Raw genomic sequence first — 25,217 nt, forward strand, 5'->3', positions numbered from 1 at the left:
ATACGCCTTGGCCAGGCCGCCAAACTTCTGCGCCAGAACCGTGGTGATGGCCGCTGTCAGTGTGGTCTTGCCGTGGTCAACGTGACCAATCGTGCCCACGTTCACGTGGGGCTTGGTACGCGTGAATTTTTCTTTTGCCATTATCAGACTCCGAGAAGTTACGAGATAAAACCATCAATACAAAACTGGTGCCCATTGCGGGAATCGGACCCGCGACCTCTCCCTTACCAAGGGAGTGCTCTACCACTGAGCCAAATGGGCTAAAAATCTTTCACCACAGCAAACGATCAGATGTGGAGCGGGGTAGGAGAATCGAACTCCTCGCTTTAGCTTGGAAGGCTAAGGTATTACCACTATACGAACCCCGCACGATTCCGGGCACGCGCTCGAACAACTGACTATCACTGGTGGAGAGGGCTGGATTCGAACCAGCGTACTCGTAAGAGGGCAGATTTACAGTCTGCTGCCATTAACCACTCGGCCACCTCTCCATGGGTGAGCCGCTGATTATGCCACGAAATTATTTCCGTGCATCCCTCCAGGCCCGCGCCTTTGAAAAATGTTCGCACCCAATGAAGGGAACCGGTGGACGCATGGCCGACAGAGGTGACGGATGGTTGGCACAGAGCACCAGATGGCGATTAGCATCGATAAGCGGCCGCTTTCCCTGCGCATGAGCCCCCCAAAGCATGAAGACTGCGGGCTGGGCATGCTGCGAAACATGGCGGATGACCGCATCGGTCAGCTGTTCCCACCCCCGGTTGGCATGGCTTGCAGGTTGGCCCTCCTCCACGGTCAGGCAGGTATTGAGCAGCAAGACGCCTTTTTGCGCCCAGCGCACAAGACTGCCTCCCGGCTGCGGAAAAGTTGGCGGAGGCGTTCCCAGATCGCGCTGCAATTCCTTGAAGATATTGCGCAGCGAAGGGGGAAAGGGAACACCCGGCGCCACGGAAAACGCCAAGCCCTCCGCCTGGCCACGCCCGTGGTAAGGGTCCTGCCCCAGGATCACCACTCGGACCTCCTCCGGCGGAGTCAGCTGCAGTGCACGCAATGGCAGGGGCGGAAAGATGCTGGCCCCTGCCTGCAGCCTTTCTTGCAGAAACTGCAACAACGAGAGACCAGCGGCGGATTGAAAGAAATCCTGTACCAGAGGCTGCCAGCCCTTGGCAACTGGCCAGGCTGCCGGATCTGCCGCCGTCAATTGGTCTGCAACCGACTTCGTGGTCACCTGCATGGCTGAAATTATCCGAACAGCTTGGCCAGCGCTTCACCGGGCTCGGGCGCCCGCATGAAGGCCTCGCCCACCAAAAAGGCATTGACCCCAGCAGCCCCCATACGCAGCACATCTTCACGCGTGTGGATGCCGCTTTCGGTCACCAGAATGCGTTCTGGAGGCACCAACGCGCGCAAAGACAGCGTGGTTTCCAGCGAAACCTCAAAGGTCTTCAGGTTGCGGTTGTTGATACCGAGCAGGGGCGTGCGCAGTTTGAGCGCCCGCTCCAGCTCGGGCTGGTCGTGCACTTCCACCAGAACCGCCATGTCCAGCCCCAGAGCGATAGCCTCCAGGTCTTTCATCTGCGCATCATCCAGGCTGGCGGCAATCAGCAGAATGGCATCCGCCCCCATGGCTCGGGATTCGTAGATCTGATAGGGGTCCACCATGAAGTCCTTGCGCAGTACCGGCAACTGGCAAGACGCACGCGCCTGCTTCAGGTAATCCACGCTCCCCTGGAAGAACTGCACGTCAGTCAGCACGGACAGGCAGGCTGCGCCATGCTCGGCATAGCTCTGAGCGATGTCGGCAGGAATGAAGTCCTCGCGCAGAACACCTTTGGATGGGCTGGCCTTTTTGACCTCGGCAATCACGGCAGGTTTGCCCGCGGACACCTTGGCGCGGATGGCACCCACGAAGTCACGCGTCAACACGCGCGACTCGGCATCAGCGCGCACCACCTCCAAGGATTTACGCTTGCGCGCTACCGCCACTTCCTGGTGCTTGACCGCGACGATTTTGTCCAGAATATTGCTCATGGTTTCCTTACCCCGCCAAGCGGGCCGACAGGGAGGCCAGGACCTCCAGTTTGGCCTTGGCCGCACCGGATTCAATGGCCGCATAGGCGCGCTGGATGCCATCCTGCATGGTGCTGGCGACATTGGCCGCGTACAAGGCCACCCCGGCATTGAGCGCCACAATATCCTTGGCTGCACCAGGCTGGTTGTCCAGCACGCCCAGAAGCATGGCCCGTGAGGCCTCCGGGTTTTCCACCTTCAAGGCGCGGTTGCTGGCCATGACCATGCCGAAATCCTCCGGATGGATCTCATACTCCCGGATTTCACCGTCTTTGAGCTCGCCCACCAGCGTGGAGGCGCCCAGGCTGACTTCGTCCATGCCATCACGGCCGTAGACCACCACCGCGTGTTCCGCGCCCAGACGCTGCAGCGCACGCACCTGAATACCCACCAGGTCCGGATGGAAAACACCCATCAGGATGTTCGGAGCGCCGGCCGGATTGGTCAGCGGGCCAAGCAGGTTGAAGATGGTCTTGATACCCATCTCGCGGCGCACTGGCGCCACATTCTTCATGGCGGGATGGTGGTTGGGTGCAAACATGAAACCGACACCCGTCTCCTCCAGGCATTGGGCAATCTGCACCGGCGTGAGGTTGATGTTGACGCCCAGCGCTTCCATCACGTCGGCGCTGCCGCTCTTGCTGCTGACACCGCGTCCGCCATGCTTGCTGACCTTGGCACCCGCCGCAGCCGCCACGAACATGGCACAGGTCGAGATGTTGAAGGTGTGCGATCCGTCGCCCCCCGTGCCCACGATATCCACCAGAGACGACTTGTCGGCGATCTCCACCTTGGTGGAAAACTCCCGCATGATCTGTGCGGCAGCGGTGATCTCGCCAATGGTTTCCTTCTTGACGCGCAGGCCGGCGGTAATGGCGGCAATCATCACCGGCGAAACCTCGCCGGACATGATCTGGCGCATCAGGTGCAGCATCTCGTCGTGGAATATCTCGCGATGTTCGATGGTGCGTTGCAAGGCTTCTTGCGGGGTGATCTGGCCTTTTGGCTGAGGCATGTAAGTCTCCTTAGGATGCAGGATTGTCTGTGAAAGCGAGCTTCAGCCCGAATGCGATGAACAGGGTGCCGGCCACGCGGTCCAGCCAGTGCATGCCGCGCTGTACCACGCTGGCGTGGCGCGCGAGCCAGGCCGCAGCCAGCGCCCAGCCCATGTTGACAGGAATGGCATTCACGTTGAACAGCACACCCAAGGCAAGGAATGCCAAGGTGGCATGCTCGGTTCCCGGTGCGATGAACTGCGGCACGAAAGCCAAAAAGAAGATCGCCACCTTGGGATTGAGGGCATTGGTCCAGAAGCCGCCAGTGAACACGCGCCAGAGGTCCGTTGCGACGGGTTGGCTAGCGCCATCTGCCTCGACCGCCAACGGCTTGCTCTCTGCACGGGAAAACAACAGCTTGATTCCCACATAAAACAGGTAGCCCGCGCCCAGCCACTTCAGCACAGTGAAAGCTGTGGCAGAGGCCGCCAGCAGGGCGCTCACGCCCAGCGCCGCCGCGAAGATGTGCACAAAGCAGCCCGCCATGATGCCCAAACCCGCCACGACTCCGGCACGCGCGCCGCTGCGCAAAGCCTGGGACACGATGTAGAGCACATCAGGCCCTGGCGTCAGATTCAGCAGCCACCCTGCGGCAACAAACAACAGCAACTGGTGGGTAGGCACCGTATTTACGCCTTGAAGAATTGCCGCACGGTAGCCACGGCACGGTCAACACCCGCAGCGTCCACGTCCAGGTGGGTGACAAACCGCAAGCGATATAGGCCCGTGGCCAACACGCCCTGGGTCTTCAGATAGTCCAGAAGGGCCGCAGACTGTTCACGTGCCGGGCCCACCAGATCAACGAACACGATGTTGGTCTGTGGCGCTTCCACTTCCAGTCCTTCGATCCCGGTGAGCCCGTCTGCCAGACGCTTGGCCAATTGGTGGTCTTGCGCCAGACGCAGTACGTGATGGTCCAGTGCATGGGTTGCTGCAGCCGCCAGCACGCCGGCCTGGCGCATGCCGCCACCCGCCATCTTGCGGATACGGTGCGCGCGGCCAATGAACTCCTTGCTGCCGCACAGAGCCGAGCCCACGGGCGCACCCAACCCCTTGCTGAAGCACACGGAAACGCTGTCAAAACAGTTGGCGATATTTTGTGCCTCCTGATATGGATCGGTACCCGACAGTGCTGCCTGGGCAGTCGCGGCGTTGAACAGGCGTGCGCCATCCAGATGGCGGCTCAGGCCCTTGCGCTTTGCCAGCTCGGTCGCCGCCTGCACATAGGCAAACGGCAGCAGCTTGCCGCCCCAGGTGTTTTCCAGCGTCAGCAGGCGACTGCGGGCGAAATGCGCGTCATCGGGTTTGATGGCGGCCTCGATATCAGCCAGCGAAAGCGTGCCGTCCGGCTGGTGGCTCAGCGGCTGCGGCTGCACACTGCCCAGCACGGCAGCGCCTCCGCCTTCCCAGCGGTAGGTATGCGCCAGCTGGCCGACGATGTATTCGTCGCCGCGCTGGCAGTGGCTCAGAATGCCGCACAGATTGCTTTGCGTACCGGTAGGCATGAATAGCGCAGCTTCGAACCCGAGCATTGCCGCAACCTTGTCCTGCAAGGCATTGATGCTGGGGTCATCGCCAAAGACGTCGTCCCCCAAGGGCGCCGCAGCCATCGCCTCGCGCATGGCGGCCGTGGGTTGTGTCACCGTGTCGCTACGCAAATCTACTGTAGAGCCCATGGGTTTCACCTCAAAAAGTTTTGCAGCATGGCATGCCCATGCTCCGTCAGGATGCTTTCCGGGTGGAATTGCACGCCTTCCATGCGTACCTCAAACGGCAAGCCGGTATGCCGCACACCCATGATCTCGCCATCGTCAGTCCAGGCCGTCACCGCCAATTCCTTGGGGCAGCTGGAGCGTTCGATGGCCAGGGAATGGTAGCGGTTCACCGTGAATTGCCGAGGCAAGCCGGCGAATACGCCCTCCTGCGTGGTGGTGATGACCGAGGTCTTTCCGTGCATGAGTTCCTGCGCCCGGATGATCTTGCCGCCCAGCGCCGCGCCAATGCTCTGGTGCCCCAGGCAGACGCCCAGAATCGGCAGCTTGCCCATGAAATGGCGAATGGCCGGCACAGAAATTCCGGCTTCGTTGGGAGAGCAAGGACCGGGTGAGACAACCAGGCGGTCGGGCTTGCGCGCAGCAATTTCTTCCAAAGTGATTTCGTCGTTGCGATACACCTCGACGTCCGCCCCCAGCTCGCCAAAGTACTGGACGATGTTGTAGGTGAAGCTGTCGTAGTTGTCGACCATGAGAAGCTTGATTTTGTTTGTCATGGTGTATTACTCCAATCCTTCCTCGACCAGCTCGCTGGCACGCAACAAGGCGCGCGCCTTGGCTTCGGTTTCTTTCCATTCCAGCTCGGGCACGCTGTCGGCAACCACGCCGGCTGCCGCCTGCACGTACAGGATCTGGTTCTTGATGATGCCGGTGCGGATGGCAATGGCCACGTCCATGTCACCGGCGTAGCTCAGATAGCCGCAGGCGCCGCCATAAATTCCGCGCTTGATGGGCTCCAGCTGGTCGATCAGCTCCATGGCATGCACCTTGGGCGCGCCGGTGAGTGTGCCGGCCGGGAAGGTGGCCCGAAGCACATCCATGCTGGTCATGCCATCCACAAGGGTGCCTTCCACATTGCTCACGATATGCATCACGTGGCTGTAACGCTCCACGCAGAAGGCATCGGTCACCTTCACGCTGCCGATCTTGGCAATGCGGCCGATGTCGTTGCGCGCCAGGTCGATCAGCATCACATGCTCGGCACGTTCCTTGGGGTCGCCCACCAGTTCTACTTCGGCGGCCTTGTCCAGCTCCGGCGTGGCTCCGCGCGGGCGGGTGCCGGCCAGGGGGCGGATAGTGACTTTTTGCTCGGTCACACCGTCCGTCACCACCTGCTCCTGGCGCACCAGGATTTCAGGCGACGCCCCCACCACGTGGAAGTCACCGCCCTGCCCGTCTGCACCGCTGAAGTTGTAGTAGTACATGTAGGGGCTGGGATTGAGCGAGCGCAGGGCGCGGTACAGGCTCAAGGGAGACTCGGTGTAGCGCTTCTTGATGCGCTGGCCTACCTGCACCTGCATGAAGTCGCCCCCGGCAATCAGCTCCTTGGCACGCTCGACCGCGGCAATGTAGTCGGCCTTGGCGAAGTCGCGTACCGCCTCATGCGTCTGGGTGGGCCTGACCTCCGGCGCAATCACGGCCTGGGCCAGTTGCGCGCGCAATTCAGCCAGGCGGGCTTGTCCCTTGGCAAATGCGCCCGGCTGTGTCGGGTCCACATAGACGATGAGGTGCAACTTGCCCGAGAGGTTGTCGATCACCGCCAGCTCTTCGGTTTGCAGCAGCAGGATGTCGGGGCAGTTCAGCTCGTCCGGTGGGCAGCTGTTTTCCAGCTTCTTTTCGATATAGCGCACGGCGTCATAGCCAAAGTAACCGGCCAGACCGCCGCAGAAGCGGGGCAGGCCCGGCTGCAGAGCCACCTTGAATCGGCCCTGGTATTCGGCGATGAAGTCCAGCGGGTTGGCGCCGGATGTCTCCACCACCACGCCATCGGTCACGACTTCAGTGCGGGCATGTTGGCCAAAGCCACTGGCGCGCAACAGGGTGCGCGCTGGCAAGCCTATGAAGCTGTAGCGGCCAAAGCGCTCGCCGCCCACCACGGACTCCAGCAGAAAGCTGTAGGGCGCGGGCTCGGCACTGCCTGGAGTGCGCGCCAGCTTGAGGTAGAGGGAAAGCGGGGTTTCAAGGTCCGCAAAGGCTTGCGCCATCAGCGGTATGCGGTTGTAGCCCTGGTCGCGCAAGGCCTGGAATTGGGTTTCGGTCATCACGTTGGTTGTGCCTATTGGAAGGATTGCATTCGGTTTCCCCACAGGTGCGGGGTTCGGGGATGCGCGTCGCTCAACCGTGATGGAAATCGCATTCCCGGGTGTAAGCAATGGCCGCGCAGTGCAAGCACATCAACCCGGGACTCGCCGCAAAGTCAGGCAGCGAGCGAGGGTGTGCGCCCAGCGAAAGCAGGCAAGGTACGCCAGGGCCAGGCTCCCCGGTCGCTACAACCCGTAATGCTGATGCGGTGAATAAACATGCGTCCAGTGTAGCAAAACAAGATGTCATGCATTGGCGGTCGCTTGCAAGTTGTGCAAATGGGCTCGCCGGCATGAAAACTGCTGTGTTTCCTGATGACAGCTGTTGGTTTGTGGTCTAAATTGCATTACCCGCGTAGCAAAACGCCTGACAGACAGGAGTTGTGATGAAACTGAGTCTCAAGCTACCCTTGGCATTCGCCGTCTCCCTGTTGCTGCTGCTGGCCGGCGCATTGTTCGGAATCTGGAGACTCAACGGCGCAGTCTCTACCTACGAAAACGATGTATTGCACGAAGTCGCTGCGCACCGCAAGAGCGCGGACATCGCGGGCCACTTTTCGGTCGCCATCCAGGAATGGAAAAACACCTTGCTGCGCGGATCGGACCCCAAAGACCAGGAAAAGTACTGGGCTTCGCACCTCAAGGAAATGAGCGAGGTCAATTCTGGAATTGATGAACTGGGCAAGATGGTGGGCGACAGCCCGGAGGCAAAACCGCTGGTCTCCAAGCTGCGCACCGAAATGGCCAATGCCCAGGCCGGCTACCTGCAGGCTTTCGATGCCTACAAGCAAGCCAGCAATGACCCCATCGCGGGCGACAAGGCGGCCCGCGGCAAGGACCGCGATGCCGCAGCCACGCTGAATGCCTTGCGTGGCGTACTGGCCAAATCCGAAGCCGCCGTGGCGGTGGTGGCGTCGCAGGGTGCCAAGAGCGCCACCCAGATTGCGACCGGGGTGATGGTGTTCATCTCGCTTGCGGCCCTGATTGGCAGTGTGCTGATCAGCCGCCAGATCGTGGGCTCTCTGCAGCGGGCCGTGGGACTGGCCAACCAGGTCGCCGACGGTGACCTCAGCTCGCAAGTCCAGACGCAGGGACGTGACGAGATTGCCGAACTGCTGCGCGCACTCGCCACCATGCAGGACAAGCTGGCAGTACTGGTGGCGCGTGTGCGCCAGGGCTCTGAAAACGTGGCCCATGCCAGCGCGGAAATTGCCCAGGGAAACAATGACCTGTCAGCTCGTACCGAACAACAGGCCAGCGCCCTGCAGCAGACCGCCTCCAGCATGGAGGAGCTGGGCTCCACCGTCAGCCACAGCGCCAACAACGCGCGCCAGGCCAGTCAGCTGGCCAGTAGCGCTTCAGCCGTTGCCACACGCGGCGGGGAGGTGGTGGGCCATGTGGTGGAAACCATGAGGGGCATCAACGACAGCTCGCGCCGCATCGCGGACATCATCAGCGTCATAGACGGCATTGCCTTTCAGACCAACATCCTCGCGCTGAATGCGGCAGTAGAAGCAGCACGTGCCGGTGAGCAAGGCCGCGGCTTTGCCGTGGTGGCCTCTGAGGTCCGAGCCCTTGCCGGTCGATCGGCCGATGCCGCCAAGGAAATCAAAACCCTCATCGGCACCAGCGTGGAACGGGTGGAACATGGCACGACCCTGGTCGATCAGGCAGGCGCCACCATGACCGAGGTGGTCACCGCCATCCGGCGTGTGACCGACATCGTGGCGGAAATCAGCGCGGCCAGCGCCGAGCAGGATGCGGGCGTGAACCAGGTCGGTCAGGCGGTCAATCAGATCGATCAGGCCACCCAGCAAAATGCCGCCCTGGTCGAGGAAATGGCCGCCGCTGCCAGCGGCCTCAAAAGCCAGGCCCTGGACCTGGTGGATGCCGTCTCGGTGTTCAAGCTGCGGGCGGGAGATGCCCCCACGCACGTGCTGCTGGGCGCGTCCTTGCCCGCCTGAATCAGGCCAGCGCTTGGCGCATGGCGTCCACCACCGCCTTGTAGTCCGGCTTGCCGAAAATGGCGCTGCCCGCCACAAAGGTGTCGGCACCCGCATCGGCCACACGGCGGATGTTGTCGGTCTTGATGCCACCATCGACTTCCAGTCGGATGTCCTTGCCGCTGGCGTCAATGCGTTTGCGCACATCCGCGATCTTGCGCAGCGCCGAGTCAATGAAGCTCTGGCCGCCGAAACCGGGGTTGACGCTCATGATCAGCACCAGATCGATGTCCTCTATCACCCAATCCAGCACATCCAGCGGCTCGGCCGGGTTGAAGACCAGACCGGCCTTTACGCCCTTGCTCTTGATGGCCTGAATGCTGCGGTGCACGTGGCCGCTGGCATCCGGGTGGAAGCTGATCAGGTCGGCACCGGCCTCGGCAAAACTCGCGGCCAGGGCGTCGACGGGCGAAATCATCAAATGCACGTCAATAGGCACGGCCACGCCCGAAGCGGTCTTGGCATGGGGCTTGAGTGCACTGCAAATCATGGGGCCGAAGGTTAGATTGGGCACATAGTGGTTGTCCATCACGTCGAAGTGGATCCAGTCGGCGCCTGCGGCGATGACGTTTTTCACTTCTTCCCCCAGACGGGCGAAGTCGGCAGAGAGGATGGACGGGGCAATACGGTAGGTCATGGATTGAGGTGGAAAGTGGACTTGATGGGCAGGATCTGCAGCCCCGCATTTTCGCAGGTAGCATCGGGGCATGCCAAAGTATGAATTTCTGGTGGAAGTGGTGCCGCAATACCTTCCCGACCAATCCAATCCGGAAGAGGCCCTGTACGTCTTTGCCTACACCATCACCATCACCAATACCGGCGAGGTCACCGCGCAGCTGATATCTCGCACCTGGAACGTCAACGACGCCAATGGGCACACCGAAAAAGTGCGCGGCCTGGGTGTGGTCGGCCAGCAGCCACTGCTCAAGCCGGGACAGTCTTTCGAATACACCAGTGGCACGCGGCTGCGTACGCCCACGGGTACCATGCACGGCAGTTTCTTTTGCGTGGCCGAAGATGGCGAGAAGTTCGATGCCACCGTGCCCATGTTCGTGTTGGACGCCCTCAGCGGTGACCACGGACTGGACCAGAAGCGCACGCTGCACTGACCCGACCGCATGGCCCGAATCGCAAACGACCTGCCTCAGCTACTTGAAACACTGGACCCTGAGGCGGATCTGGTGCACCGCCACTTGTGGCTGATTTCCCTGCTGGAATGGATTCGCGGAACCGACGGCGCCACAGCCACGGCGCTGGGCCACATCGAGATGCTGCTCGATGTGCTGGACGCGCGGGAAGACACGCGCCTCAAGCTGCAGCAATGGTGGCGCGCCCTTATTGCCTCGGTAGACATCAGCAACCTGCTGTGTGACTACGGCTTTTCCGCCCGCAACGCCTTCGTCAGCGAAATGGTTCAGCGCCTGCACCGGCGCTGGCTACCTGCATCGCCACAAACCACCGATGCCGCCGAACTGTTTGCGCTGGCACTCTCCCACCCCGCAGACGCACAGTGGTTGCATGCCCTCACGCCAGACCATCTGGCGCGACTGGCGGCCATCCTGAACACACCGTCCAACGGTCACCATGCGAAGTCACGTCCGGGCTTGACCTACTGGCAGGACGGTTTGCTGGATGCTTTGACCTTTTGCACCAGCCAGATCCGGGCCACCGGTTTTTCTCCCGAGGTCCGTTTGCGCATGGACGCCGGTTGGCGCGAACACAACCCGTTTCATGACCTGACTTCCTGCTTTGACAAGCTGCGTGAAGCATGGTTCAACGGCGAGGGTCTGGAGGAAGCCATCAAGGCTTACGAGGAGCAGCTCGACTCCTGCAACTGGGCAGCCGCCAGCGTCTACGAACACCTGGAAGCTCACGGCATCTCCGTGGACCTCGTGTTTCGCCTGCGCCAGTTGCGCGGACGTATCCAGCGGGTGCGGGCATTGCTGGCCTGCCTGCTCGACGACCCGCAGTACCTGAATTGCGCCGGGCTGCTGTCCCACCTGGCTACGCTGGAGCAGGAGCAACGCAGCGTGGGTGCACTGGTGCGCGCCAGCTCTTCGCTGCTGGCTGCCAAGGTCGCGGAGCGCAGCTCGGAAACCGGCGAGCACTACATCGCCCGCACCCGCACCGAATACCGCGAGATGCTGTCCAACGCGGCTGGCGGCGGCGCCTTGACAGCGCTTACGACAGCGCTGAAGTTTGCGGTGATGGCCCTGGGCCTGAGCGCCTTCTGGTACGGCTTCTGGGCTGGTGTGGTGTATGCCGCCAGCTTCGTCCTGATCCAGCTGCTGCATTTCACCCTGGCCACCAAGCAGCCGGCCATGACTGCGCCGGCCATGGCGGCCAAGCTCAAGGACGTGTCCACACCCGACGCGCTGGAGTCCTTTGTGGATGAAGTGACGCATCTGGTGCGGTCGCAGACGGCCGCCGTCATCGGCAATGTGGTCGTGGTCTTCCCGGCGACCGTTCTGCTGGCTCTGGGTGTGCAACAGCTGCGCGGCGCGCCCATGATCGACGCCGCCACGGCCCATTACGTACTGCACTCGCTCACCCTGCTCGGGCCCAGCGTGCTCTATGCCGCGTTCACCGGCGTGCTGCTGTTTTCCAGCAGCATTCTGGCGGGTTGGGTGGAAAACTGGTTTGTGCTGCACCGGCTGGACTCGGCCATCCGATACAACCCGCGTTTCACTGCAGTCTTGGGTGTACAGCGTGCCGACCGCTGGGCGCATTTCTGGCGCCACAACATCTCCGGTCTGGCAGCCAATGTGTCGCTGGGCTTCATCCTGGGGCTGACGCCTGCCATCCTGGGTTTCTTGGGCATACCGCTGGATGTGCGACACGTCACGCTGTCGACCGGCCAACTGGGCGCCGCATGCGCCACGCTGGGCTGGGAGGTGGTGCATGAACCCGCGCTGTGGTGGGCCGTGACGGCCATCCCGCTGATCGGCCTGCTCAATGTAGGCGTGAGTTTTCTGTTTGCATTCCGGGTTGCGCTGCGCGCCCACGACGTGTCCAACATCAGCCGCAACCGCATTTACCGGGCCATTACGCGCCGACTGGTACAAAGTCCCCTGAGCTTTGTCTGGCCCGCACGCTCCAATGACTGACACATCGCATGGGTGAGTTCGACCTGATCAAGCAATACTTCACGCGCCCCACGCCCAAGGCGGTACTGGGCGTGGGCGACGACTGCGCACTGCTGCAGCCCAGACCTGGCATGCAGCTGGCCATCTCCACCGACATGCTGGTCAGCGGGCGCCACTTCTTTGCCGACGTGGACCCGCGCGCCCTGGGCCACAAGGCACTGGCGGTCAACCTGAGCGACCTGGCGGCCTGTGGCGCTTCGCCGCTGGCATTCACCCTGGCGCTGGCCCTGCCGCAGGCGGACCCATCCTGGTTGGCCCCGTTTTCGCAAGGCCTGCTGGCCCTGGCCGATGCCCATGGCTGCGAGCTGATTGGCGGCGATACCACCAAGGGACCACTCAACATCTGCATCACCGTATTCGGCGAAGTGCCGCGAGGGCAGGCCCTGCTGCGCAGCGGGGCACGCGCAGGTGACGACATCTACGTCAGCGGCAATGTGGGTGACGCCAATCTGGCTCTTGCGCACATGCAACAACAAGGCACCACACCGCTTCTGCCCGAAACCTTGGCGCAAGCCCGGCTGCGCCTGGAGCAGCCCACACCGCGTCTGGCCCTGGGCATGGCGCTGCGCGGCATTGCCACGGCGGCAGCCGACATCAGCGACGGTCTGCTGGGTGACCTGGGTCACATCCTGGAGCGCTCCGGTGTAGGCGCCACGCTGGACACCTCTGCCGCATTGCAGTTGCTGGCGGCCTACCCCGCCCTTGCAGCAGCAACCAACCCCGCAGACGTACACGCCCTGCAGCACACGCTGCTCAAACACGTGCTCAGCGGCGGGGATGATTACGAACTGGTCTTTACCGCACCGGCAACGCAGGCTGCCGCAGTGCAAGCCGCAGCGCGTGCCAGCCACACACCGGTCACCCGCATCGGGCGCATAGAAGCGCAATCCGGCCTGCGGCTGACCGACGGCGACGGCCAACCCATGGAGCTGCATCTGCAGTCGTTTGACCACTTCGGCTCCGACTGAAAACCCCCTTTGATTGCTAGCTGCTGAGCTGGTCCAGCACATGGGGAGGTGCTGCTGCGCGCAAGCAGTCGGCCAGGGTCTTGCCGGCTTCCTCCTGAAAGTGCCCCGCCGCACCTTCCACCAAAGCCAGATCACGCATGCGGTCCAGACGGAAGCTGCGAAAGTCATTGCGGTCTTCACACCACGCTGCCAGCGTCCACACACTACCCCAGTAAAAGCAGCCCAGGGGCCGCACTTTGCGCTGGCTGCCAACGCCTTGCGCGTCACGGTAGGCAAAACGCAGCCTGCAGCGCTGCTGCACGGCTTCACGCAAGGTTTGCAGGGTCGCCAATACGGCGGGCTCCATCCGCACAGGCGGGGCATACAGGGCCATGCTCTGCGCAGCAGCCCTCGCAGCTGCAGGCAGTATCGAGAGAATCTTCCCCAGCGCTACCTGTGACGCTTGTGCCAAGGCCGGGTCTTGCCAGGCCTGCGCCATTCGCACCGATGCCACCAGCGCCTGCGCTTCATCCGGGCTGAACATCAGTGGCGGCAACTCAAAGCCCCGGCCCAGCCGATAGCCCACGCCCGCTTCGCCCTCAATCGGCACGCCCTGGTGCTGCAGGTCGGCCACGTCGCGGTACACCGTGCGCTCGGACACCTCCAGGCGCTGGGCCAGGAATGATGCCGTGGTGCGCCTGCGCCCGCGGATCAGTTGCACGATTTGGAAGAGGCGGTCGGCACGACGCATGGTGTATTGCGGATGGGTTGCAACAAGACGCTGGCAGCATTGTGCATGCCCATGACGTCATTCCATGGCGTGCAGGCCCAGGCGGTTGCCGTCCAGATCGATGAAGTGGGCAAAGTAGCCCATCCCCGGCGGAAGGGCCTGGCGCGGCAATGCGATGCGGCCACCCTGCTCCACCACCCGCTGCATTGCGGCGTCGAGTGCGGGAGATGCATCCAGATACACCAGGGTACCCGTGCCGGATGGCTGCGGCGCGGTGGGGCCCATCATGAGTGCCCCGCCGACGCCGTCCTGCTCGTGTGCATACGCGAACACGGCGCCTTGCGATGGGCCCATGGCCTCACGACGCATGGGCCTACCCAGCACGGCCTCATAGAAGGCCTGTGCCTGATCCAGTTGTGTGGTGGGAATTTCAAACCAGCTGATGGCGTTTTTCATGAAGAGTCCTTTGAGTAAGAGAGGCCGCCATCGTGCGCCTCCCCTCCTGACAACGTGGTGTCAGGAGGGTTTGTGCCGGTCCTGCTGCGTGCGCCCGCCATAGCCCCAGTTGGCGGCATCCACTTCATTCACCACCACATAGCTCGCCAGCTCGATGCCTTCAGCTGCACCCAGCTGGGATGCGAGCTCGGCATAGGCCGCTTGTACGAACGCAGCCTTCTGCTGGTCGGAGTTGGTGCCCCGTGTCACGTTGATCTCCAGCAGAACAGTCGGCCGGGCTGGTTCACGACCACCCACAAACCAGCGCCCCGGGGGCAACACATCAATCGCGACGGCAGTGACCTCGGCGCGCTTTTCCAGCGTTTGCGCGGTAATGCGGGTCAGGGCGTCGGCCAACAGGACATAGCGCTCCGGTGGTGGTTGGTGGGACAAGGTGACAACAAGTGTGGGCATAGAAATCCTCGGTTGTTTGAAAAGAAACAGGGGTTGGCCCCTTGGATTTCACTTTATCGAAAGTACCAACCTATGAAAACACCGAAAAAACCAAATGGGTGTTGCACTATTTGCAAAAACAGTCCTGAATGCCCCACAATCCAGCCATGCCCGCCCGCCTGGATGACATCGCCCTTTTCACCCGCATTGCGGAGCTGGGCACGCTGTCCGCTGCCGCCAGGGAACGCAACATTCCGGTGAGCCAGGTCACGCGCTCACTCAAGCGACTGGAAGCCAGTTGCGGCATCCGCCTGCTGCATCGCAGTACCCATGGACTGAGCCTGACGGATGAAGGCGACACCCTGCTGGACTACGGCAGGCGCATGCTGGACCTGTCGGCTGATCTGGACAGCCAGCTCAGCGGCAAGCTCAGCGGGCCCAACGGATGGGTTCGCGTGGCGGTCAGCCCGCTGCTGGCGCATTGCGTCATTGCCCCCAGCCTGGCAGGGCTGTACCAACGCCATCCGGATTTGAACATCGAAATACAGGCCGATGACCGGATGGTGGACATGGTGCGTGACGGCATCGACATTGCGTTTCGCACCGGCAGCGCGGGCCAGGACAGCCTGGTGGCACGCAAGGTCGGGGAGCATGGCCGCAGCCTGTATGCAGCACCCTCCTATCTGGCGCAAAAGGGCACACCGCAGCATCCCGACGAACTGGAGCGCCACCATTTGATCGGCAGCAGCGTGTCACCTTGGATGAACCAATGGACCCGGTCCGACGCCGGTGAACTTCCGGTTTATGGCCACACGCGCACCGACAACAGCGCCCTGATGATGAGCCTGGTCGTCCAGGGCGTGGGCATTGGGCGGCTGAACGATCTGATGGCACGCCCGTTGGTGCAGGCCGGCAGCCTGGTGCAGGTGCTGCCCGGCTACTTCAGCAGCCCGCGCTTTCCCATCTACGCCGTCATGCAACAGGGGCGCCAGCGGCTCCCCAAAATACGGGCCTGCATCGATTATTGGTCTGCGTGGATCGGCGCACTCGGATAATCCCCTCATGCAGGATCCCAACACCCCCCTCACCATCGATGTAAGCGCCACCGAAGTGGCTGATGGCATTTCTTCCAGTGCAGAAACCCACGCCACTCCAGGCGCTGCTCCCATGACCCGACCCACCGCACGCTTTCTACGCGCCCATCCGGCGCACTGGATCGCGTTGGGGTTTGGCTCCGGGCTGTCGCGCGTGGCGCCGGGCACTGCCGGCACGCTGTGGGCCTGGGCAGCGTATGTGGTGCTTTCCCACTGGCTGGGTGAAGCCGGCTGGGGACTGTTGATCGTCGCGTCGCTGCCCATAGGCTGGTGGGCCTGCAGCGTGACGGCGCGGCACATGGGTGTGCTCGACCCCGGCAGCATCGTGTGGGACGAGGTTGCGGCATTCTGGCTGGTGCTGTGGCTGGTGATGCCCGCGGGCCTGCTGGCCCAGTGCGTGGCATTTGCGCTGTTTCGATTCTTTGACGCAGCCAAGCCAGGCCCGGTGGGCTGGGCCGACGCCCTGTTCCACGGCGTGGACCCGCTGACCGACCGCAATGCCTGGGTCAAGGCCGGCGCCAGCATCATGCTGGACGATCTGGTGGCTGCGGGCTGCACCCTGCTGACCATCGCACTGTGGAAATTCATCTGATGGCCAACACGCAGAACCTCTGCGCACAACTGGCCAGCCAGCTGCTGCAACGCCAATTCACACTCGCCACCGCCGAAAGCTGCACCGGCGGCATGATTGCCGCGGCCTGCACCGATCTGGCGGGTTCCAGCGCATGGTTTGAGCGCGGCTACGTCACCTACTCCAACGCCGCCAAGACCGAGATGCTGGGCGTGGACGCGCAGCTCATTGCCGCCCAAGGTGCGGTCAGCGAAGCCGTTGCCCGCGCCATGGCGCAGGGCGCGGCAGAACGTGCACGCACCCATACCGCCGTGGCCGTCACCGGCATTGCTGGCCCCTCTGGCGGCAGTGCTGCCAAGCCGGTGGGCACGGTGTGGTTTGCCTGGAGCGTGGGCGGCAGCATCACATCCCAAGTGATGCATTTCGATGGCGACCGCGCTGCCGTGCGCAGTGCAACGGTGCAGCACGCGCTGCAGCGCCTAGTCACACTGTTGAAGGATTGACGATGCTGGTGGATATGGGCGCCGGGCTGGCTACCGGTCTGGCACTGATCGTGGCCATCGGCTCGCAAAATGCCTTTGTGTTGCGCAGCGGGCTCAAGCAGGAGCACGTGCTGCCACTGGTTCTGTTCTGCGCATTGTCCGATGCACTGCTGATTGCTGCCGGCGTGGGCGGTGCCGGTGCGGTACTGCGCGGCAATGAACTGCTCATGCAGGGCACACGCTACGGCGGCGCGCTGTTTCTGGGCTGCTACGGACTGCTGGCAGCACGTCGGGCCTGGATGGGTGGACACCTGCATGTGGAAGGCAGCGGCCCGGGCAGCCTGCGCGCGGCGCTGGCCGCCTGTTTTGCCTTCACCTTTCTCAACCCCCATGTGTACCTGGACACGGTGGTGCTGTTGGGCGCCGTGGCCACGCAGCGCGGGGATGGCCGCTGGTGGTTTGCCGCCGGCGCCATGCTGGGCAGCGTGCTGTGGTTCAGCGCCCTGGGCTTTGGTGCACGCCTGCTGGCACCCTGGTTCGAGAAGGACAACGCCTGGCGCGTGCTGGACAGCGTGATTGCGCTGGTCATGCTGGCGCTGGCCACCAGCTTGGCACTCGGCCTGTAGGACTGTCGCAGCTATTCGCTGCGAGCCAGCAGGGTGGCCAGCTCGGCCGACGAACGCACACCCAGTTTGGCGTACACGCGGGCGCGGTACACCTCCACCGTGCGCATGGAGACGTTCATCTCGTCGGCTATGACCTTGTTGAGCTTGCCTGCGGCCACGCGCACCATCACGTCCTGCTCCCGTTGTGTGAGCCCGGCCAGCAGTTCGCCGCGCGAATCGCCGTTGGCACGCCGCTGCTGTTGCTGTGCGTCGGCCTGCAGTGCGTCGCGCACCCGCTCCACCAAGGCTGCATCGCCAAAGGGCTTTTCCACAAAGTCGAACGCACCTTTCTTCAAGGCCCCGACTGCCATGCGGATGTCACCGTGCCCGGTCAGGAAGATCACCGGCACCTGGATGCCACGCGCCACCAGTTCGTCGTGTACCTGCAAGCCCGACAGAGGCTCCATGCGCACGTCCAGCAGTACGCAGCCGCGCAGCGTATGGCCCTGGTTCAGATGGTCCAGCAGGGCTACGCCACTGTCATAGCTGCGCACCGCAAGGCCATGCGATGCAAAAAGGAATTCCAGCGCTGCGCGCACGGTGGCTTCGTCATCCACCAGATGCACAGCAACCACGTCAGGGGCCTGGGTCATGCTCGGTTCTCACACATCGATTTCCATGGTTGCGCGGGCGTCTTCGTCTGCCAGCTCGTTGGCCTGCTCCGGGCTGTGTCCTTGCAGGCGTGCGTCAAACACCGGCAGCGTGAAGGAGAAACGTGCTCCGCCCAGGCTGCTGATGCCCGCATCCATGCCGCCGTGGTGTACCTCGACCACGGAGCGGCAGATCGCCAGCCCCATGCCCATGCCGTCCGACTTGGTGGAGAAGAACGGCGCGCTCAACTGCTCCACGGTCAAGCCATGCAGGCCTGGCCCGTTGTCTTCCACGTCCATGCGCACAAACCGCTCGCCGCTGCGCTGGGCGGCCAGACGGATGCGGCGACCTGCGGATTGCACAGGCGCCGCCTGCATGGCATCGCAGGCGTTGCGTATCAGGTTGATCAGCACCTGCTCCATCAGGATCGGGTCGGCAAAGACCTGTGGCAGGTCTGCGGCCATATCCCATTGCAGCTGCACCTGGGCGGCACGCACATCGCGCTGCAGCAGCTCCGCCGCGCGGTGCGCCATGGTGCCAAGGTCGCAAGCCTCGCGCTGAGGTGCGCGCCGGGTCAGGAATTCGCGGATGCGCTGCACGATGCGCCCGGCCTCAGCCGCCTGCGCGCCCTGCTGCGCCAGGGCATTGAGCACCGCCTGGTTGTCATAGCCCGCATCGGCCAGCATGCGCTGCAGGCCGGCGTTGTAGCCCATGATTACCGTGAGCGGCTGGTTGAGCTGGTGTGCCAGCGCGGAGGCCACTTCGCCCAGCGTGGTCAGGCGTGACTGGTGCGCCATGGCCTCGGCCTGGTGGCGCTCGCGCTCTTCCAGTTTCTTGCGCGCCGAAATGTCGATGATGGAGCCCATCCAGCCAATCTGCTGGCCCCGCGCATCAATCAAGGGCGACTCGAACACCATGACGTTGATGCGCCGACCGTCCTGGTGGCACCACAGGGCCTCGTACCCATCGCGCGGCGCCTTGCCCTCCAGATTGCGCTTGTGGCGCAGCATGACCTCGTCCAGTGCTTCCGGCGGCCAGTAGGGCATGGGCGGGCTGAGCCCCACCAACTGGTCGGCACGCAGGCCCACCATATTGCAGAAGGTCCGGTTCACATACAGGATGCGCCCATCGGCGTCCCTGGCACGCAAGCCCACCAGCGCCGAATCCTCCATGGCCTGGCGCCAGGCGGCCTCGGTCCGCCAGGCATTCTCGGCGCGCGAAATACGCGCCACCTGGCGACGCAGCAAGAAGGTTGCCACCACCATGAGCGCAAGAAAGCCACCAATCAGCACCAGCGGCACCACCCGCAGAATGGGGCGCGGTGCTTCGCGCAAGGCCAGTTCCAGATAGGCGCCCGGCATATCGCTGCCTACGGAGACCATATAGGTCTCGCGCTCCTGGGTATCGGTACGCAGGGGCGTCTGGTCCACTGAGGCGATAACCTGCTCGTTGGAGTCAATCAGTTGCACATCGTATTTGCGCGTCACCCACCAGGGGATGCCTTTGCGCAGCAGCAGCGCCGGGGAATATCGCAGCACCAGCTTCTCGTCACCGGCATTCAGGTTCAGGTGTGCCGAGATACCGGGCTCCTCACCCAGTTCACCCACACGGGTGCTGACCAGGGGGGGCTGTTCGGGCACATTGGCAATGATGCGGTTCTGTGCATCCAGCCAGGTCACGCTCAGCCACAGGCGATGCAGACCTTCACTCACTTCCGCATTGCCCGCCAAGCCCGCAGCATTGCGCGGCAGAGTGGGTAACTGGCGCGCCAGGGCCTGCAGGTGCACCATCTCCGCCGCCAGGCGATCACGCAGCTGGGCTTCGGTACTCAAGGCGTCCGCGATCATGGTGGCACGGCGCTCTTCATGGTCTTCACGGTCGGTCTTGTAGGCCCAGGCCAGCACGCCAGATACAAACAGCAGGGATGCCAGCAGCGGCAGCAACCACAGGCTGCGCCGAACACGCCTCCAGCGCGCATCGGAGGCGAGTTCCAGGGGGATGCTGTGGGTCGCAAGCATGTCCGCAGTCTAGCTTCCGGCGGTTCGAATGTGCTGCAGCAACCCGTTCGAACCCAAGGGTTTACCCTTGGTTTCGAACGCCAAAAATGAATAAATGTGGAAAACCACAATCGCGCCACCGGACGGCGTACAGCACACTCGCGCCACCCAAATCTACAACGGAGCATTCCCCATGACCCACTTCACCCGCCGTACCCTCGTCCAGGCCGCATTGCTGGCCTGCACCGCACTGACCAGTGTGGCCGCCCTGGCGCAAGCCCCCATCGTCATCAAGTTCAGCCACGTCGTGGCACCCGATACCCCCAAAGGCAAGGGCGCCCTGCGCTTCAAGGAACTGGCCGAGCAACGTACCGGCGGCCGCGTGAAGGTGGAGGTGTACCCCAACAGCCAGCTCTACAAGGACAAGGAAGAAATGGAAGCCCTGCAACTGGGCTCCGTGCAGATGCTGGCCCCCTCGCTGGCCAAGTTCGGCCCCCTGGGCGTGAAAGAATTTGAAGTGTTTGACCTGCCCTTCCTGTTCAAGGACGACGCAGCCTTCCGTGGCATTACCGAAGGCCCGCTGGGCGCCGAACTGTTCAAGAAGCTCGAACCCAAGGGCATCAAGGGTCTGGCGTACTGGGACAACGGCTTCCACCAGATGAGTGCCAACAAGCCATTGCACAAAGTGGAAGACTTCAAGGGCCTGAAGATGCGCATCCAGAGCTCCAAGGTGCTGGACGCTGAAATGCGCGCACTGGGCGCCATTCCGCAGGTGATGGCTTTCAGCGAGCTGTACCAGGCGCTGCAATCCGGCGTGGTGGATGGCACCGAAGGCGTGGCCTCCAACTTCTACACCCAGAAGACCTACGAAGTGCAGAAGCACATGACCATCTCCAACCACGGTCACCTGGCCTACGCCGTGATCGTGAACAAGAAGTTCTGGGACGGCCTGCCGGCTGATATCCGCACCGCGCTGGAAAGCTCCATCAAGGACTCCACCACCTACGCCAACGCCATTGCCGCCACCGAAAACGCACAGGCCCTAGACAAGATCAAGGCCAGCGGCAAGTCCACCGTCTACACCCTGACCCCGGCCGAAACCCTGGAATGGAAGAAGGCCCTGATGCCGGTGCACCACGACATGGAAGGCCGCGTGGGCAAGGCCACCATCGAAGCTGCGTACAAGGCCGCCGGATTTGTTCCCGTGAAGTAATCCGGCATGTTCAACAAGATCCTCAACCACCTGGAGGAATGGCTGATCACCTTCCTCATCGGTGCGGCAACACTGGTCATCTTCATGGCCGTGCTGCACCGCTTTCTCTCCGGCGTCCCGGTCATACAGGACTACGCCGTGCGCATGGACGTGAGCTGGGCACAGGAGCTGTGCATCTACATGTTTGTGTGGATGGCCAAGTTCGGCGCGGCCTATGGCGTGCGCAACGGTACCCACGTGGGCGTGGACGTGTTGGTGCGCAAGCTCTCGGCTGACAAGGCCAAATGGCTGGTGCTGTTCGGGCTGCTCGCAGGTGCCGTATTCACCGGCACCGTGGGCACCCTGGGCGCACGCTTTGTCTGGGAAAACGGCTTCCACTACGCCTACTTCCACTTCATGGGTTGGGACGTGGCCGATGTGCCGGAAGGCCCCACTTCGCCGGACCTGGAAATTCCCACATGGATTGCCTATTCCTGCGTACCGTTGGGTTCCTACCTGATGTGCTTCCGCTTTCTGCAGGTGGCCTGGATCTTCCTGAAAACTGGCGAAGTGCCCCATGCCCAACACCATGTGGCAGGTGTGGATGACGCGACCATTGAAGACGCCGACTTCGAACCGGCCGGAGGTGACCGCAAATGAACACGCTCATCATCTTCACATTGCTGGTCCTCTTGATGCTGACCGGCATGCCGATCTCGATCTCGCTGGGCCTGACGGTTCTGACTTTCCTGTTCACGCTGACCGATGTGCCCATCGAATCGGTGGCGCTCAAGCTGTTCACCGGCATCGAGAAGTTCGAGATCATGGCGATTCCGTTCTTCATCCTGGCGGGTAACTTCCTGACGCACGGTGGCGTGGCCAAGCGCATGATCAACTTCTGCACCTCCATGATCGGCCACTGGTACGGCGGCATGGGTCTGGCGGGGGTTCTGGCGTGCGCGCTGTTTGCAGCCATCTCCGGTTCCTCGGTAGCTACCGTGGTGGCCGTGGGCTCCATCATGCTGCCGGCCATGGTCAAACAGGGCTACCCCAAGCAGTTTGGTGCCGGTGTGATCACCACCTCGGGCGCTTTGGGCATTCTGTTCCCGCCCTCCATCAACCTAGTGATGTACGCCATTGCCACGGCGGGCATGAATGCGCTGGGCCCGGACGGCCAGCCAGTGGGCTCTGCGTCCGTGGGGCAGCTGTTCATCGCCGGTATCGTGCCGGGGCTGTGCCTGTCCTTCTTGCTGGGCCTGACCACCTGGTGGCGCGCCAAGAAGTACGACTACCCCCGCATGCCCAAGGCGACCTGGGGTGAGCGCTACAAGGCATTCCGTGAAAGCATGTGGGGCCTGCTGCTCATCGTGGTAGTGATTGGCGGCATCTACAGCGGTAAGTTCACGCCGACCGAGGCTGCTGCCATGGCTGCGGTGTACGCGTTCTTCATCTCCGTGTTCGTCTACAAGGACCTGAAGCTGCGCGACGTGCCCAAGTCACTGCTGAGCGCGGCGGCCATGAGCTCCATGCTGTTGTACATCGTGACCAACGCCGTGCTGTTCTCGTTCCTGATGACCTCGGAACAGATTCCGCAGACCATGGCCGCGTGGATGACCAGCCAGGGCTTTGGCCTCATTGCCTTCCTGCTGCTGGTGAACTTCATCCTGCTGGCTGCCGGCAACTTCATGGACCCCGCTGCGATCGTGCTGATCATGGCGCCCATTCTGTTCCCGGTGGCGGTGAAGATGGGTGTGCACCCGGTGCACTTCGGCATCCTGATGGCGGTGAACATGGAAGTCGGACTGTGCCACCCACCGGTGGGGCTCAACCTCTACGTGTCGTCGGGCATTACCAAGATGGGGATCACCGAGCTCACCGTGGCCGTGTGGCCGTGGTTGCTGACCATGATCTGCTTCCTGCTGGTGATCACTTTCTGGCCGGGACTGACCTTGTGGTTCCCGCACCTGATGGGCATGGTCAACTGAAGAAGCTGCCCTTGCATCAACCCGCCACGGCCTCGCGCCCTGGCGGGTTTTTTTCTTGTTTGAGTTGCGTTCAGCGCCGGTGTATTGGTTGCTCTCCAGCACGCATCGTTGATGCCTCGAAAATTCCGACAACCATGGCCGTGATCTATCGCCGCCATAAACGACCAGTGGGTAAAAACTGAAAATTCGGAACTCATTTCGCCCCAAGGGCGAATTGCAAAGTATTGTTAAGACATTAAAAACTTGACCGTGGTCATGCGTCTCACTGACAGGTAGGGCATCCAATGCGAGCGCAATCCAGCATTGCACGATCCGCCTTTAAATAATTCAGGAGACAAAATTGAACCCCAAATTAAGGAAGTCTTTCAACCATTTTGCATGGGTTGTAGCCGCGTCCGGTACATGCTTCAGTGCGTCAGCATTTGCGCAACAGACCAATCTAGACTTGCTACGACGTATAGACGAATTGCAGAACGAAATCCAGAGCATCAGGTCCCAGTTGGCCCCGAAAACACAGCAGCCAAGTGAATCCGCCGCTCCTGCAAAAGCGCACGAATACCTGGAGCGAAAATCTGGCGAAGGTGTTACGTTTTTGACGCACGGTGGAGAGGTAACCGTATACGGCAACCTGGATCTTTCGGTTGATAGCACGACCAAAGGTATATCGAACAAGGTTGCCGGAAATGGCGATACACCGGTCGGAAATATGGGATGGATGCCGACTATCTCTACCAACCTTTCCAGTATTGGACTCAGAGGGCATCAAGCCTTGGGTGATTCAGCGCCTGAATTTGTCTGGCAACTTGAAACCCAAGTAGATGTCGCTGCTACTTCAGGAACAACCAACACGAACAGCAATACCAGTGACGTTGTGAAAGGTGCGTTGACATCGCGCAATAGCTATATTGGACTGATGTCACCTCATTGGGGGGCACTGAAAATTGGTAAAACTGACGCGCCCTATAAGACATCCACCGCCAACATGAACCCGTTCTCCGGAATGCTGGGTGACTACTCGGTGATCACGGGAAATACAGGGGGAGACAACCGGGTTGAATTTGGCACCCGTCTGGATCATGCAATCTGGTATGAGTCCCCCAATATGAATGGCATCACGATCAATGCCCTTGCTGCACCAGGGCAAAACAGGGCAACCGATAACAGCAATATTGCTTCCGGTTCCTCGGACTGTACTGGGGGAAATGTGCCTAGCAGCGGCGGAGGGACAGCCTGCCAAGACGGCTCTTACGGCAACGCCTACAGCGTGAGTTTGGCTTATCGCAACGCCGGCTTGTATGCCGTTGCTGCGTATGAAGTGCATCAACAGGTAAACCGGGTAAGTGACAACGGAGACGCTAACGACATAGGTGATGAAACCGCAGCGAAGATCGGTATTCAATACAAGTTTGATTCAACCCGCACTACAGTCAGTGGCATATATGAGGTTATGAACAGACGCGTCTCTGATGATCTGGTGTACTACAACGAACGGAGCCGAAGTGGAACCTGGGTTGCGATCAGCCAGGAAATTGGCGACAAGGACAGCTTGCATTTCGGCTGGGCGCACGCCAACGTAACGCCAGGAGACCCCGGGGTACACAACACTGCGGGGCCAGCAGCAAATCTTGACAATGCAGCAGACCTGTACACCTTGGCGTGGAAACATCAAGTGGATAAGAGCCTGACCTACTATGCTGACTATGCCTTGACCGTCAATCACGACGCTGCACATTACGACTTGGGCGCCGGCGGTCGTGCTGTCACCACAGATTGTCATGATGCTTCTGGTGCATTGGATGGTAGCGGTCACTGTTATGGAGGGGGACACGTTGAGGGCGTGAGTGTTGGGATGAAATACATTTTCTGACACGGCATCCCTTGACGAAATAAGCGCCGCATTTGACCTATCGCTTTACAAGCAGATGTGGCGCTTATCAGTACTTTCTTG

General features: G+C 61.8%; 26 protein-coding genes and 3 tRNA genes. 12 read left to right on the plus strand and 17 right to left on the minus strand.

Annotated features, from left to right (window positions below):
* The 11 genes from AC1RMF_RS20360 to AC1RMF_RS20410 form a co-directional block, all read right to left on the minus strand.
* The coding region (locus AC1RMF_RS20360; protein WP_493144080.1) for a GTP-binding protein at positions 1–141 on the minus strand (141 nt) is incomplete at its 3' end.
* 45 nt (positions 142–186) lie between these two features.
* A tRNA-Thr gene (locus AC1RMF_RS20365) sits at positions 187–261 on the minus strand.
* 33 nt (positions 262–294) lie between these two features.
* Positions 295–368 (minus strand) — tRNA-Gly (locus tag AC1RMF_RS20370).
* A 37-nt stretch (positions 369–405) separates the two neighbouring features.
* Positions 406–491 (minus strand) — tRNA-Tyr (locus AC1RMF_RS20375).
* 29 nt (positions 492–520) lie between these two features.
* Complete coding sequence (locus AC1RMF_RS20380; protein WP_493143905.1) at positions 521–1,234, minus strand: uracil-DNA glycosylase; 714 nt, start codon at positions 1,232–1,234, stop codon at positions 521–523.
* Positions 1,235–1,242: 8 nt separating this feature from the next.
* Positions 1,243–2,031: an indole-3-glycerol phosphate synthase TrpC gene (gene trpC / locus AC1RMF_RS20385; protein ID WP_493143907.1), complete on the minus strand. Its 789-nt coding sequence runs from the start codon at positions 2,029–2,031 to the stop codon at positions 1,243–1,245.
* 7 nt (positions 2,032–2,038) lie between these two features.
* A complete protein-coding gene (gene trpD / locus AC1RMF_RS20390; RefSeq protein ID WP_493143908.1) occupies positions 2,039–3,085 on the minus strand; it encodes an anthranilate phosphoribosyltransferase in 1,047 nt (348 codons plus the stop codon).
* Positions 3,086–3,095: 10 nt separating this feature from the next.
* Positions 3,096–3,749 carry a LysE family translocator gene (locus AC1RMF_RS20395; RefSeq protein WP_493143910.1) on the minus strand — a complete coding sequence of 218 codons (654 nt, stop codon included), beginning with the start codon at positions 3,747–3,749 and terminating at the stop codon, positions 3,096–3,098.
* A gap of 5 nt (positions 3,750–3,754) precedes the next feature.
* The gene (gene ltaE, locus AC1RMF_RS20400; protein WP_493143911.1) at positions 3,755–4,801 is read right to left on the minus strand and encodes a low-specificity L-threonine aldolase; all 1,047 of its coding nucleotides are present in this window, start codon (positions 4,799–4,801) and stop codon (positions 3,755–3,757) included.
* Between the two features lie 5 nt (positions 4,802–4,806).
* The gene (locus AC1RMF_RS20405; RefSeq protein WP_342619070.1) at positions 4,807–5,394 is read right to left on the minus strand and encodes an aminodeoxychorismate/anthranilate synthase component II; all 588 of its coding nucleotides are present in this window, start codon (positions 5,392–5,394) and stop codon (positions 4,807–4,809) included.
* 6 nt (positions 5,395–5,400) lie between these two features.
* Positions 5,401–6,942, minus strand: coding sequence for an anthranilate synthase component I family protein (locus AC1RMF_RS20410; RefSeq protein ID WP_493143913.1), 1,542 nt, complete (start codon positions 6,940–6,942; stop codon positions 5,401–5,403).
* Between the two features lie 422 nt (positions 6,943–7,364).
* Between AC1RMF_RS20410 and AC1RMF_RS20415 the strand changes: the two genes are divergently transcribed.
* The gene (locus AC1RMF_RS20415) at positions 7,365–8,942 is read left to right on the plus strand and encodes a methyl-accepting chemotaxis protein (protein WP_493143915.1); all 1,578 of its coding nucleotides are present in this window, start codon (positions 7,365–7,367) and stop codon (positions 8,940–8,942) included.
* Between the two features lies 1 nt (position 8,943).
* Here the strand turns inward: AC1RMF_RS20415 and rpe are convergent, their stop codons facing one another.
* Entirely contained in the window at positions 8,944–9,618 is a 675-nt protein-coding gene (rpe, locus tag AC1RMF_RS20420) for a ribulose-phosphate 3-epimerase (RefSeq protein ID WP_493143917.1), read from the minus strand.
* 70 nt (positions 9,619–9,688) lie between these two features.
* On the opposite strand from rpe, the gene apaG reads away from it, so the two are divergent.
* The 3 genes from apaG to thiL are packed head-to-tail and all read left to right on the plus strand — an operon-like array spanning position 9,689 to position 13,095.
* Positions 9,689–10,090, plus strand: coding sequence for a Co2+/Mg2+ efflux protein ApaG (gene apaG, locus AC1RMF_RS20425; RefSeq protein WP_342619074.1), 402 nt, complete (start codon positions 9,689–9,691; stop codon positions 10,088–10,090).
* 9 nt (positions 10,091–10,099) lie between these two features.
* The gene (locus AC1RMF_RS20430) at positions 10,100–12,088 is read left to right on the plus strand and encodes a site-specific recombinase (protein ID WP_493143919.1); all 1,989 of its coding nucleotides are present in this window, start codon (positions 10,100–10,102) and stop codon (positions 12,086–12,088) included.
* A gap of 8 nt (positions 12,089–12,096) precedes the next feature.
* A complete protein-coding gene (gene thiL, locus AC1RMF_RS20435; RefSeq protein WP_493143920.1) occupies positions 12,097–13,095 on the plus strand; it encodes a thiamine-phosphate kinase in 999 nt (332 codons plus the stop codon).
* 16 nt (positions 13,096–13,111) lie between these two features.
* Here thiL and AC1RMF_RS20440 read toward each other — a convergent pair whose 3' ends face one another.
* Genes AC1RMF_RS20440 through AC1RMF_RS20450 form a run of 3 tightly spaced genes read right to left on the minus strand, consistent with a single transcriptional unit; the run spans position 13,112 to position 14,713 of the window.
* Positions 13,112–13,825, minus strand: a complete 714-nt coding sequence (locus AC1RMF_RS20440; RefSeq protein ID WP_493143921.1) for a helix-turn-helix transcriptional regulator — start codon at positions 13,823–13,825, stop codon at positions 13,112–13,114.
* 57 nt (positions 13,826–13,882) lie between these two features.
* The gene (locus tag AC1RMF_RS20445) at positions 13,883–14,260 is read right to left on the minus strand and encodes a VOC family protein (RefSeq protein WP_493143923.1); all 378 of its coding nucleotides are present in this window, start codon (positions 14,258–14,260) and stop codon (positions 13,883–13,885) included.
* A gap of 60 nt (positions 14,261–14,320) precedes the next feature.
* Positions 14,321–14,713: a tautomerase family protein gene (locus tag AC1RMF_RS20450; RefSeq protein WP_493143924.1), complete on the minus strand. Its 393-nt coding sequence runs from the start codon at positions 14,711–14,713 to the stop codon at positions 14,321–14,323.
* A gap of 128 nt (positions 14,714–14,841) precedes the next feature.
* Here AC1RMF_RS20450 and AC1RMF_RS20455 point away from each other — a divergent pair, with 128 nt between their 5' ends.
* From AC1RMF_RS20455 to AC1RMF_RS20470, 4 genes are all read left to right on the plus strand, one after another.
* Entirely contained in the window at positions 14,842–15,747 is a 906-nt protein-coding gene (locus tag AC1RMF_RS20455; protein ID WP_493143926.1) for a LysR family transcriptional regulator, read from the plus strand.
* A 112-nt stretch (positions 15,748–15,859) separates the two neighbouring features.
* Entirely contained in the window at positions 15,860–16,378 is a 519-nt protein-coding gene (locus AC1RMF_RS20460; protein WP_493144081.1) for a phosphatidylglycerophosphatase A family protein, read from the plus strand.
* Positions 16,378–16,860: a CinA family protein gene (locus AC1RMF_RS20465; protein ID WP_493143928.1), complete on the plus strand. Its 483-nt coding sequence runs from the start codon at positions 16,378–16,380 to the stop codon at positions 16,858–16,860. Before AC1RMF_RS20460 ends, AC1RMF_RS20465 begins: the two co-directional genes overlap by 1 nt.
* Positions 16,861–16,862: 2 nt before the next feature.
* Positions 16,863–17,465 (plus strand): LysE/ArgO family amino acid transporter, encoded by a 603-nt coding sequence (locus tag AC1RMF_RS20470; protein WP_493143929.1) that lies wholly within the window; start codon positions 16,863–16,865, stop codon positions 17,463–17,465.
* A gap of 11 nt (positions 17,466–17,476) precedes the next feature.
* On the opposite strand, the gene AC1RMF_RS20475 is transcribed toward AC1RMF_RS20470, so the two are convergent.
* Both AC1RMF_RS20475 and AC1RMF_RS20480 read right to left on the minus strand, forming a co-directional pair.
* Positions 17,477–18,097: a response regulator transcription factor gene (locus AC1RMF_RS20475; protein WP_493143931.1), complete on the minus strand. Its 621-nt coding sequence runs from the start codon at positions 18,095–18,097 to the stop codon at positions 17,477–17,479.
* 9 nt (positions 18,098–18,106) lie between these two features.
* Entirely contained in the window at positions 18,107–20,113 is a 2,007-nt protein-coding gene (locus tag AC1RMF_RS20480; protein WP_493143933.1) for a sensor histidine kinase, read from the minus strand.
* 172 nt (positions 20,114–20,285) lie between these two features.
* On the opposite strand from AC1RMF_RS20480, the gene AC1RMF_RS20485 reads away from it, so the two are divergent.
* The 4 genes from AC1RMF_RS20485 (at position 20,286) to AC1RMF_RS20500 (ending at position 25,136) form a co-directional block, all read left to right on the plus strand.
* Positions 20,286–21,305: a TRAP transporter substrate-binding protein gene (locus AC1RMF_RS20485; RefSeq protein ID WP_342619085.1), complete on the plus strand. Its 1,020-nt coding sequence runs from the start codon at positions 20,286–20,288 to the stop codon at positions 21,303–21,305.
* Positions 21,306–21,311: 6 nt separating this feature from the next.
* The gene (locus AC1RMF_RS20490) at positions 21,312–21,944 is read left to right on the plus strand and encodes a TRAP transporter small permease (protein ID WP_493143935.1); all 633 of its coding nucleotides are present in this window, start codon (positions 21,312–21,314) and stop codon (positions 21,942–21,944) included.
* Positions 21,941–23,269 (plus strand): TRAP transporter large permease, encoded by a 1,329-nt coding sequence (locus AC1RMF_RS20495; RefSeq protein ID WP_493143936.1) that lies wholly within the window; start codon positions 21,941–21,943, stop codon positions 23,267–23,269. The genes AC1RMF_RS20490 and AC1RMF_RS20495 overlap by 4 nt, the downstream gene beginning before the upstream one ends.
* Before the next feature lie 340 nt (positions 23,270–23,609).
* Positions 23,610–25,136 carry a porin gene (locus AC1RMF_RS20500; protein WP_493143938.1) on the plus strand — a complete coding sequence of 509 codons (1,527 nt, stop codon included), beginning with the start codon at positions 23,610–23,612 and terminating at the stop codon, positions 25,134–25,136.
* Positions 25,137–25,217 lie beyond the last annotated feature (81 nt).

The organism is Rhodoferax sp. GW822-FHT04A08 (genome assembly GCF_058801025.1).

What these genes read in the sequence shown, in the direction of transcription:
- AC1RMF_RS20380 (WP_493143905.1), bottom strand. Translation starts at nt 1,234, where the DNA reads ATGCAGGTGACCACGAAGTCGGTTGCAGACCAATTGACGGCGGCAGAT.
- trpC (WP_493143907.1), bottom strand. Translation starts at nt 2,031, where the DNA reads ATGAGCAATATTCTGGACAAAATCGTCGCGGTCAAGCACCAGGAAGTG.
- trpD (WP_493143908.1), bottom strand. Translation starts at nt 3,085, where the DNA reads ATGCCTCAGCCAAAAGGCCAGATCACCCCGCAAGAAGCCTTGCAACGC.
- ltaE (WP_493143911.1), bottom strand. Translation starts at nt 4,801, where the DNA reads ATGGGCTCTACAGTAGATTTGCGTAGCGACACGGTGACACAACCCACG.
- AC1RMF_RS20405 (WP_342619070.1), bottom strand. Translation starts at nt 5,394, where the DNA reads ATGACAAACAAAATCAAGCTTCTCATGGTCGACAACTACGACAGCTTC.
- AC1RMF_RS20415 (WP_493143915.1), top strand. Translation starts at nt 7,365, where the DNA reads ATGAAACTGAGTCTCAAGCTACCCTTGGCATTCGCCGTCTCCCTGTTG.
- rpe (WP_493143917.1), bottom strand. Translation starts at nt 9,618, where the DNA reads ATGACCTACCGTATTGCCCCGTCCATCCTCTCTGCCGACTTCGCCCGT.
- apaG (WP_342619074.1), top strand. Translation starts at nt 9,689, where the DNA reads ATGCCAAAGTATGAATTTCTGGTGGAAGTGGTGCCGCAATACCTTCCC.
- AC1RMF_RS20430 (WP_493143919.1), top strand. Translation starts at nt 10,100, where the DNA reads ATGGCCCGAATCGCAAACGACCTGCCTCAGCTACTTGAAACACTGGAC.
- thiL (WP_493143920.1), top strand. Translation starts at nt 12,097, where the DNA reads ATGGGTGAGTTCGACCTGATCAAGCAATACTTCACGCGCCCCACGCCC.
- AC1RMF_RS20440 (WP_493143921.1), bottom strand. Translation starts at nt 13,825, where the DNA reads ATGCGTCGTGCCGACCGCCTCTTCCAAATCGTGCAACTGATCCGCGGG.
- AC1RMF_RS20445 (WP_493143923.1), bottom strand. Translation starts at nt 14,260, where the DNA reads ATGAAAAACGCCATCAGCTGGTTTGAAATTCCCACCACACAACTGGAT.
- AC1RMF_RS20450 (WP_493143924.1), bottom strand. Translation starts at nt 14,713, where the DNA reads ATGCCCACACTTGTTGTCACCTTGTCCCACCAACCACCACCGGAGCGC.
- AC1RMF_RS20455 (WP_493143926.1), top strand. Translation starts at nt 14,842, where the DNA reads ATGCCCCACAATCCAGCCATGCCCGCCCGCCTGGATGACATCGCCCTT.
- AC1RMF_RS20460 (WP_493144081.1), top strand. Translation starts at nt 15,860, where the DNA reads ATGACCCGACCCACCGCACGCTTTCTACGCGCCCATCCGGCGCACTGG.
- AC1RMF_RS20465 (WP_493143928.1), top strand. Translation starts at nt 16,378, where the DNA reads ATGGCCAACACGCAGAACCTCTGCGCACAACTGGCCAGCCAGCTGCTG.
- AC1RMF_RS20470 (WP_493143929.1), top strand. Translation starts at nt 16,863, where the DNA reads ATGCTGGTGGATATGGGCGCCGGGCTGGCTACCGGTCTGGCACTGATC.
- AC1RMF_RS20475 (WP_493143931.1), bottom strand. Translation starts at nt 18,097, where the DNA reads ATGACCCAGGCCCCTGACGTGGTTGCTGTGCATCTGGTGGATGACGAA.
- AC1RMF_RS20480 (WP_493143933.1), bottom strand. Translation starts at nt 20,113, where the DNA reads ATGCTTGCGACCCACAGCATCCCCCTGGAACTCGCCTCCGATGCGCGC.
- AC1RMF_RS20485 (WP_342619085.1), top strand. Translation starts at nt 20,286, where the DNA reads ATGACCCACTTCACCCGCCGTACCCTCGTCCAGGCCGCATTGCTGGCC.
- AC1RMF_RS20490 (WP_493143935.1), top strand. Translation starts at nt 21,312, where the DNA reads ATGTTCAACAAGATCCTCAACCACCTGGAGGAATGGCTGATCACCTTC.
- AC1RMF_RS20495 (WP_493143936.1), top strand. Translation starts at nt 21,941, where the DNA reads ATGAACACGCTCATCATCTTCACATTGCTGGTCCTCTTGATGCTGACC.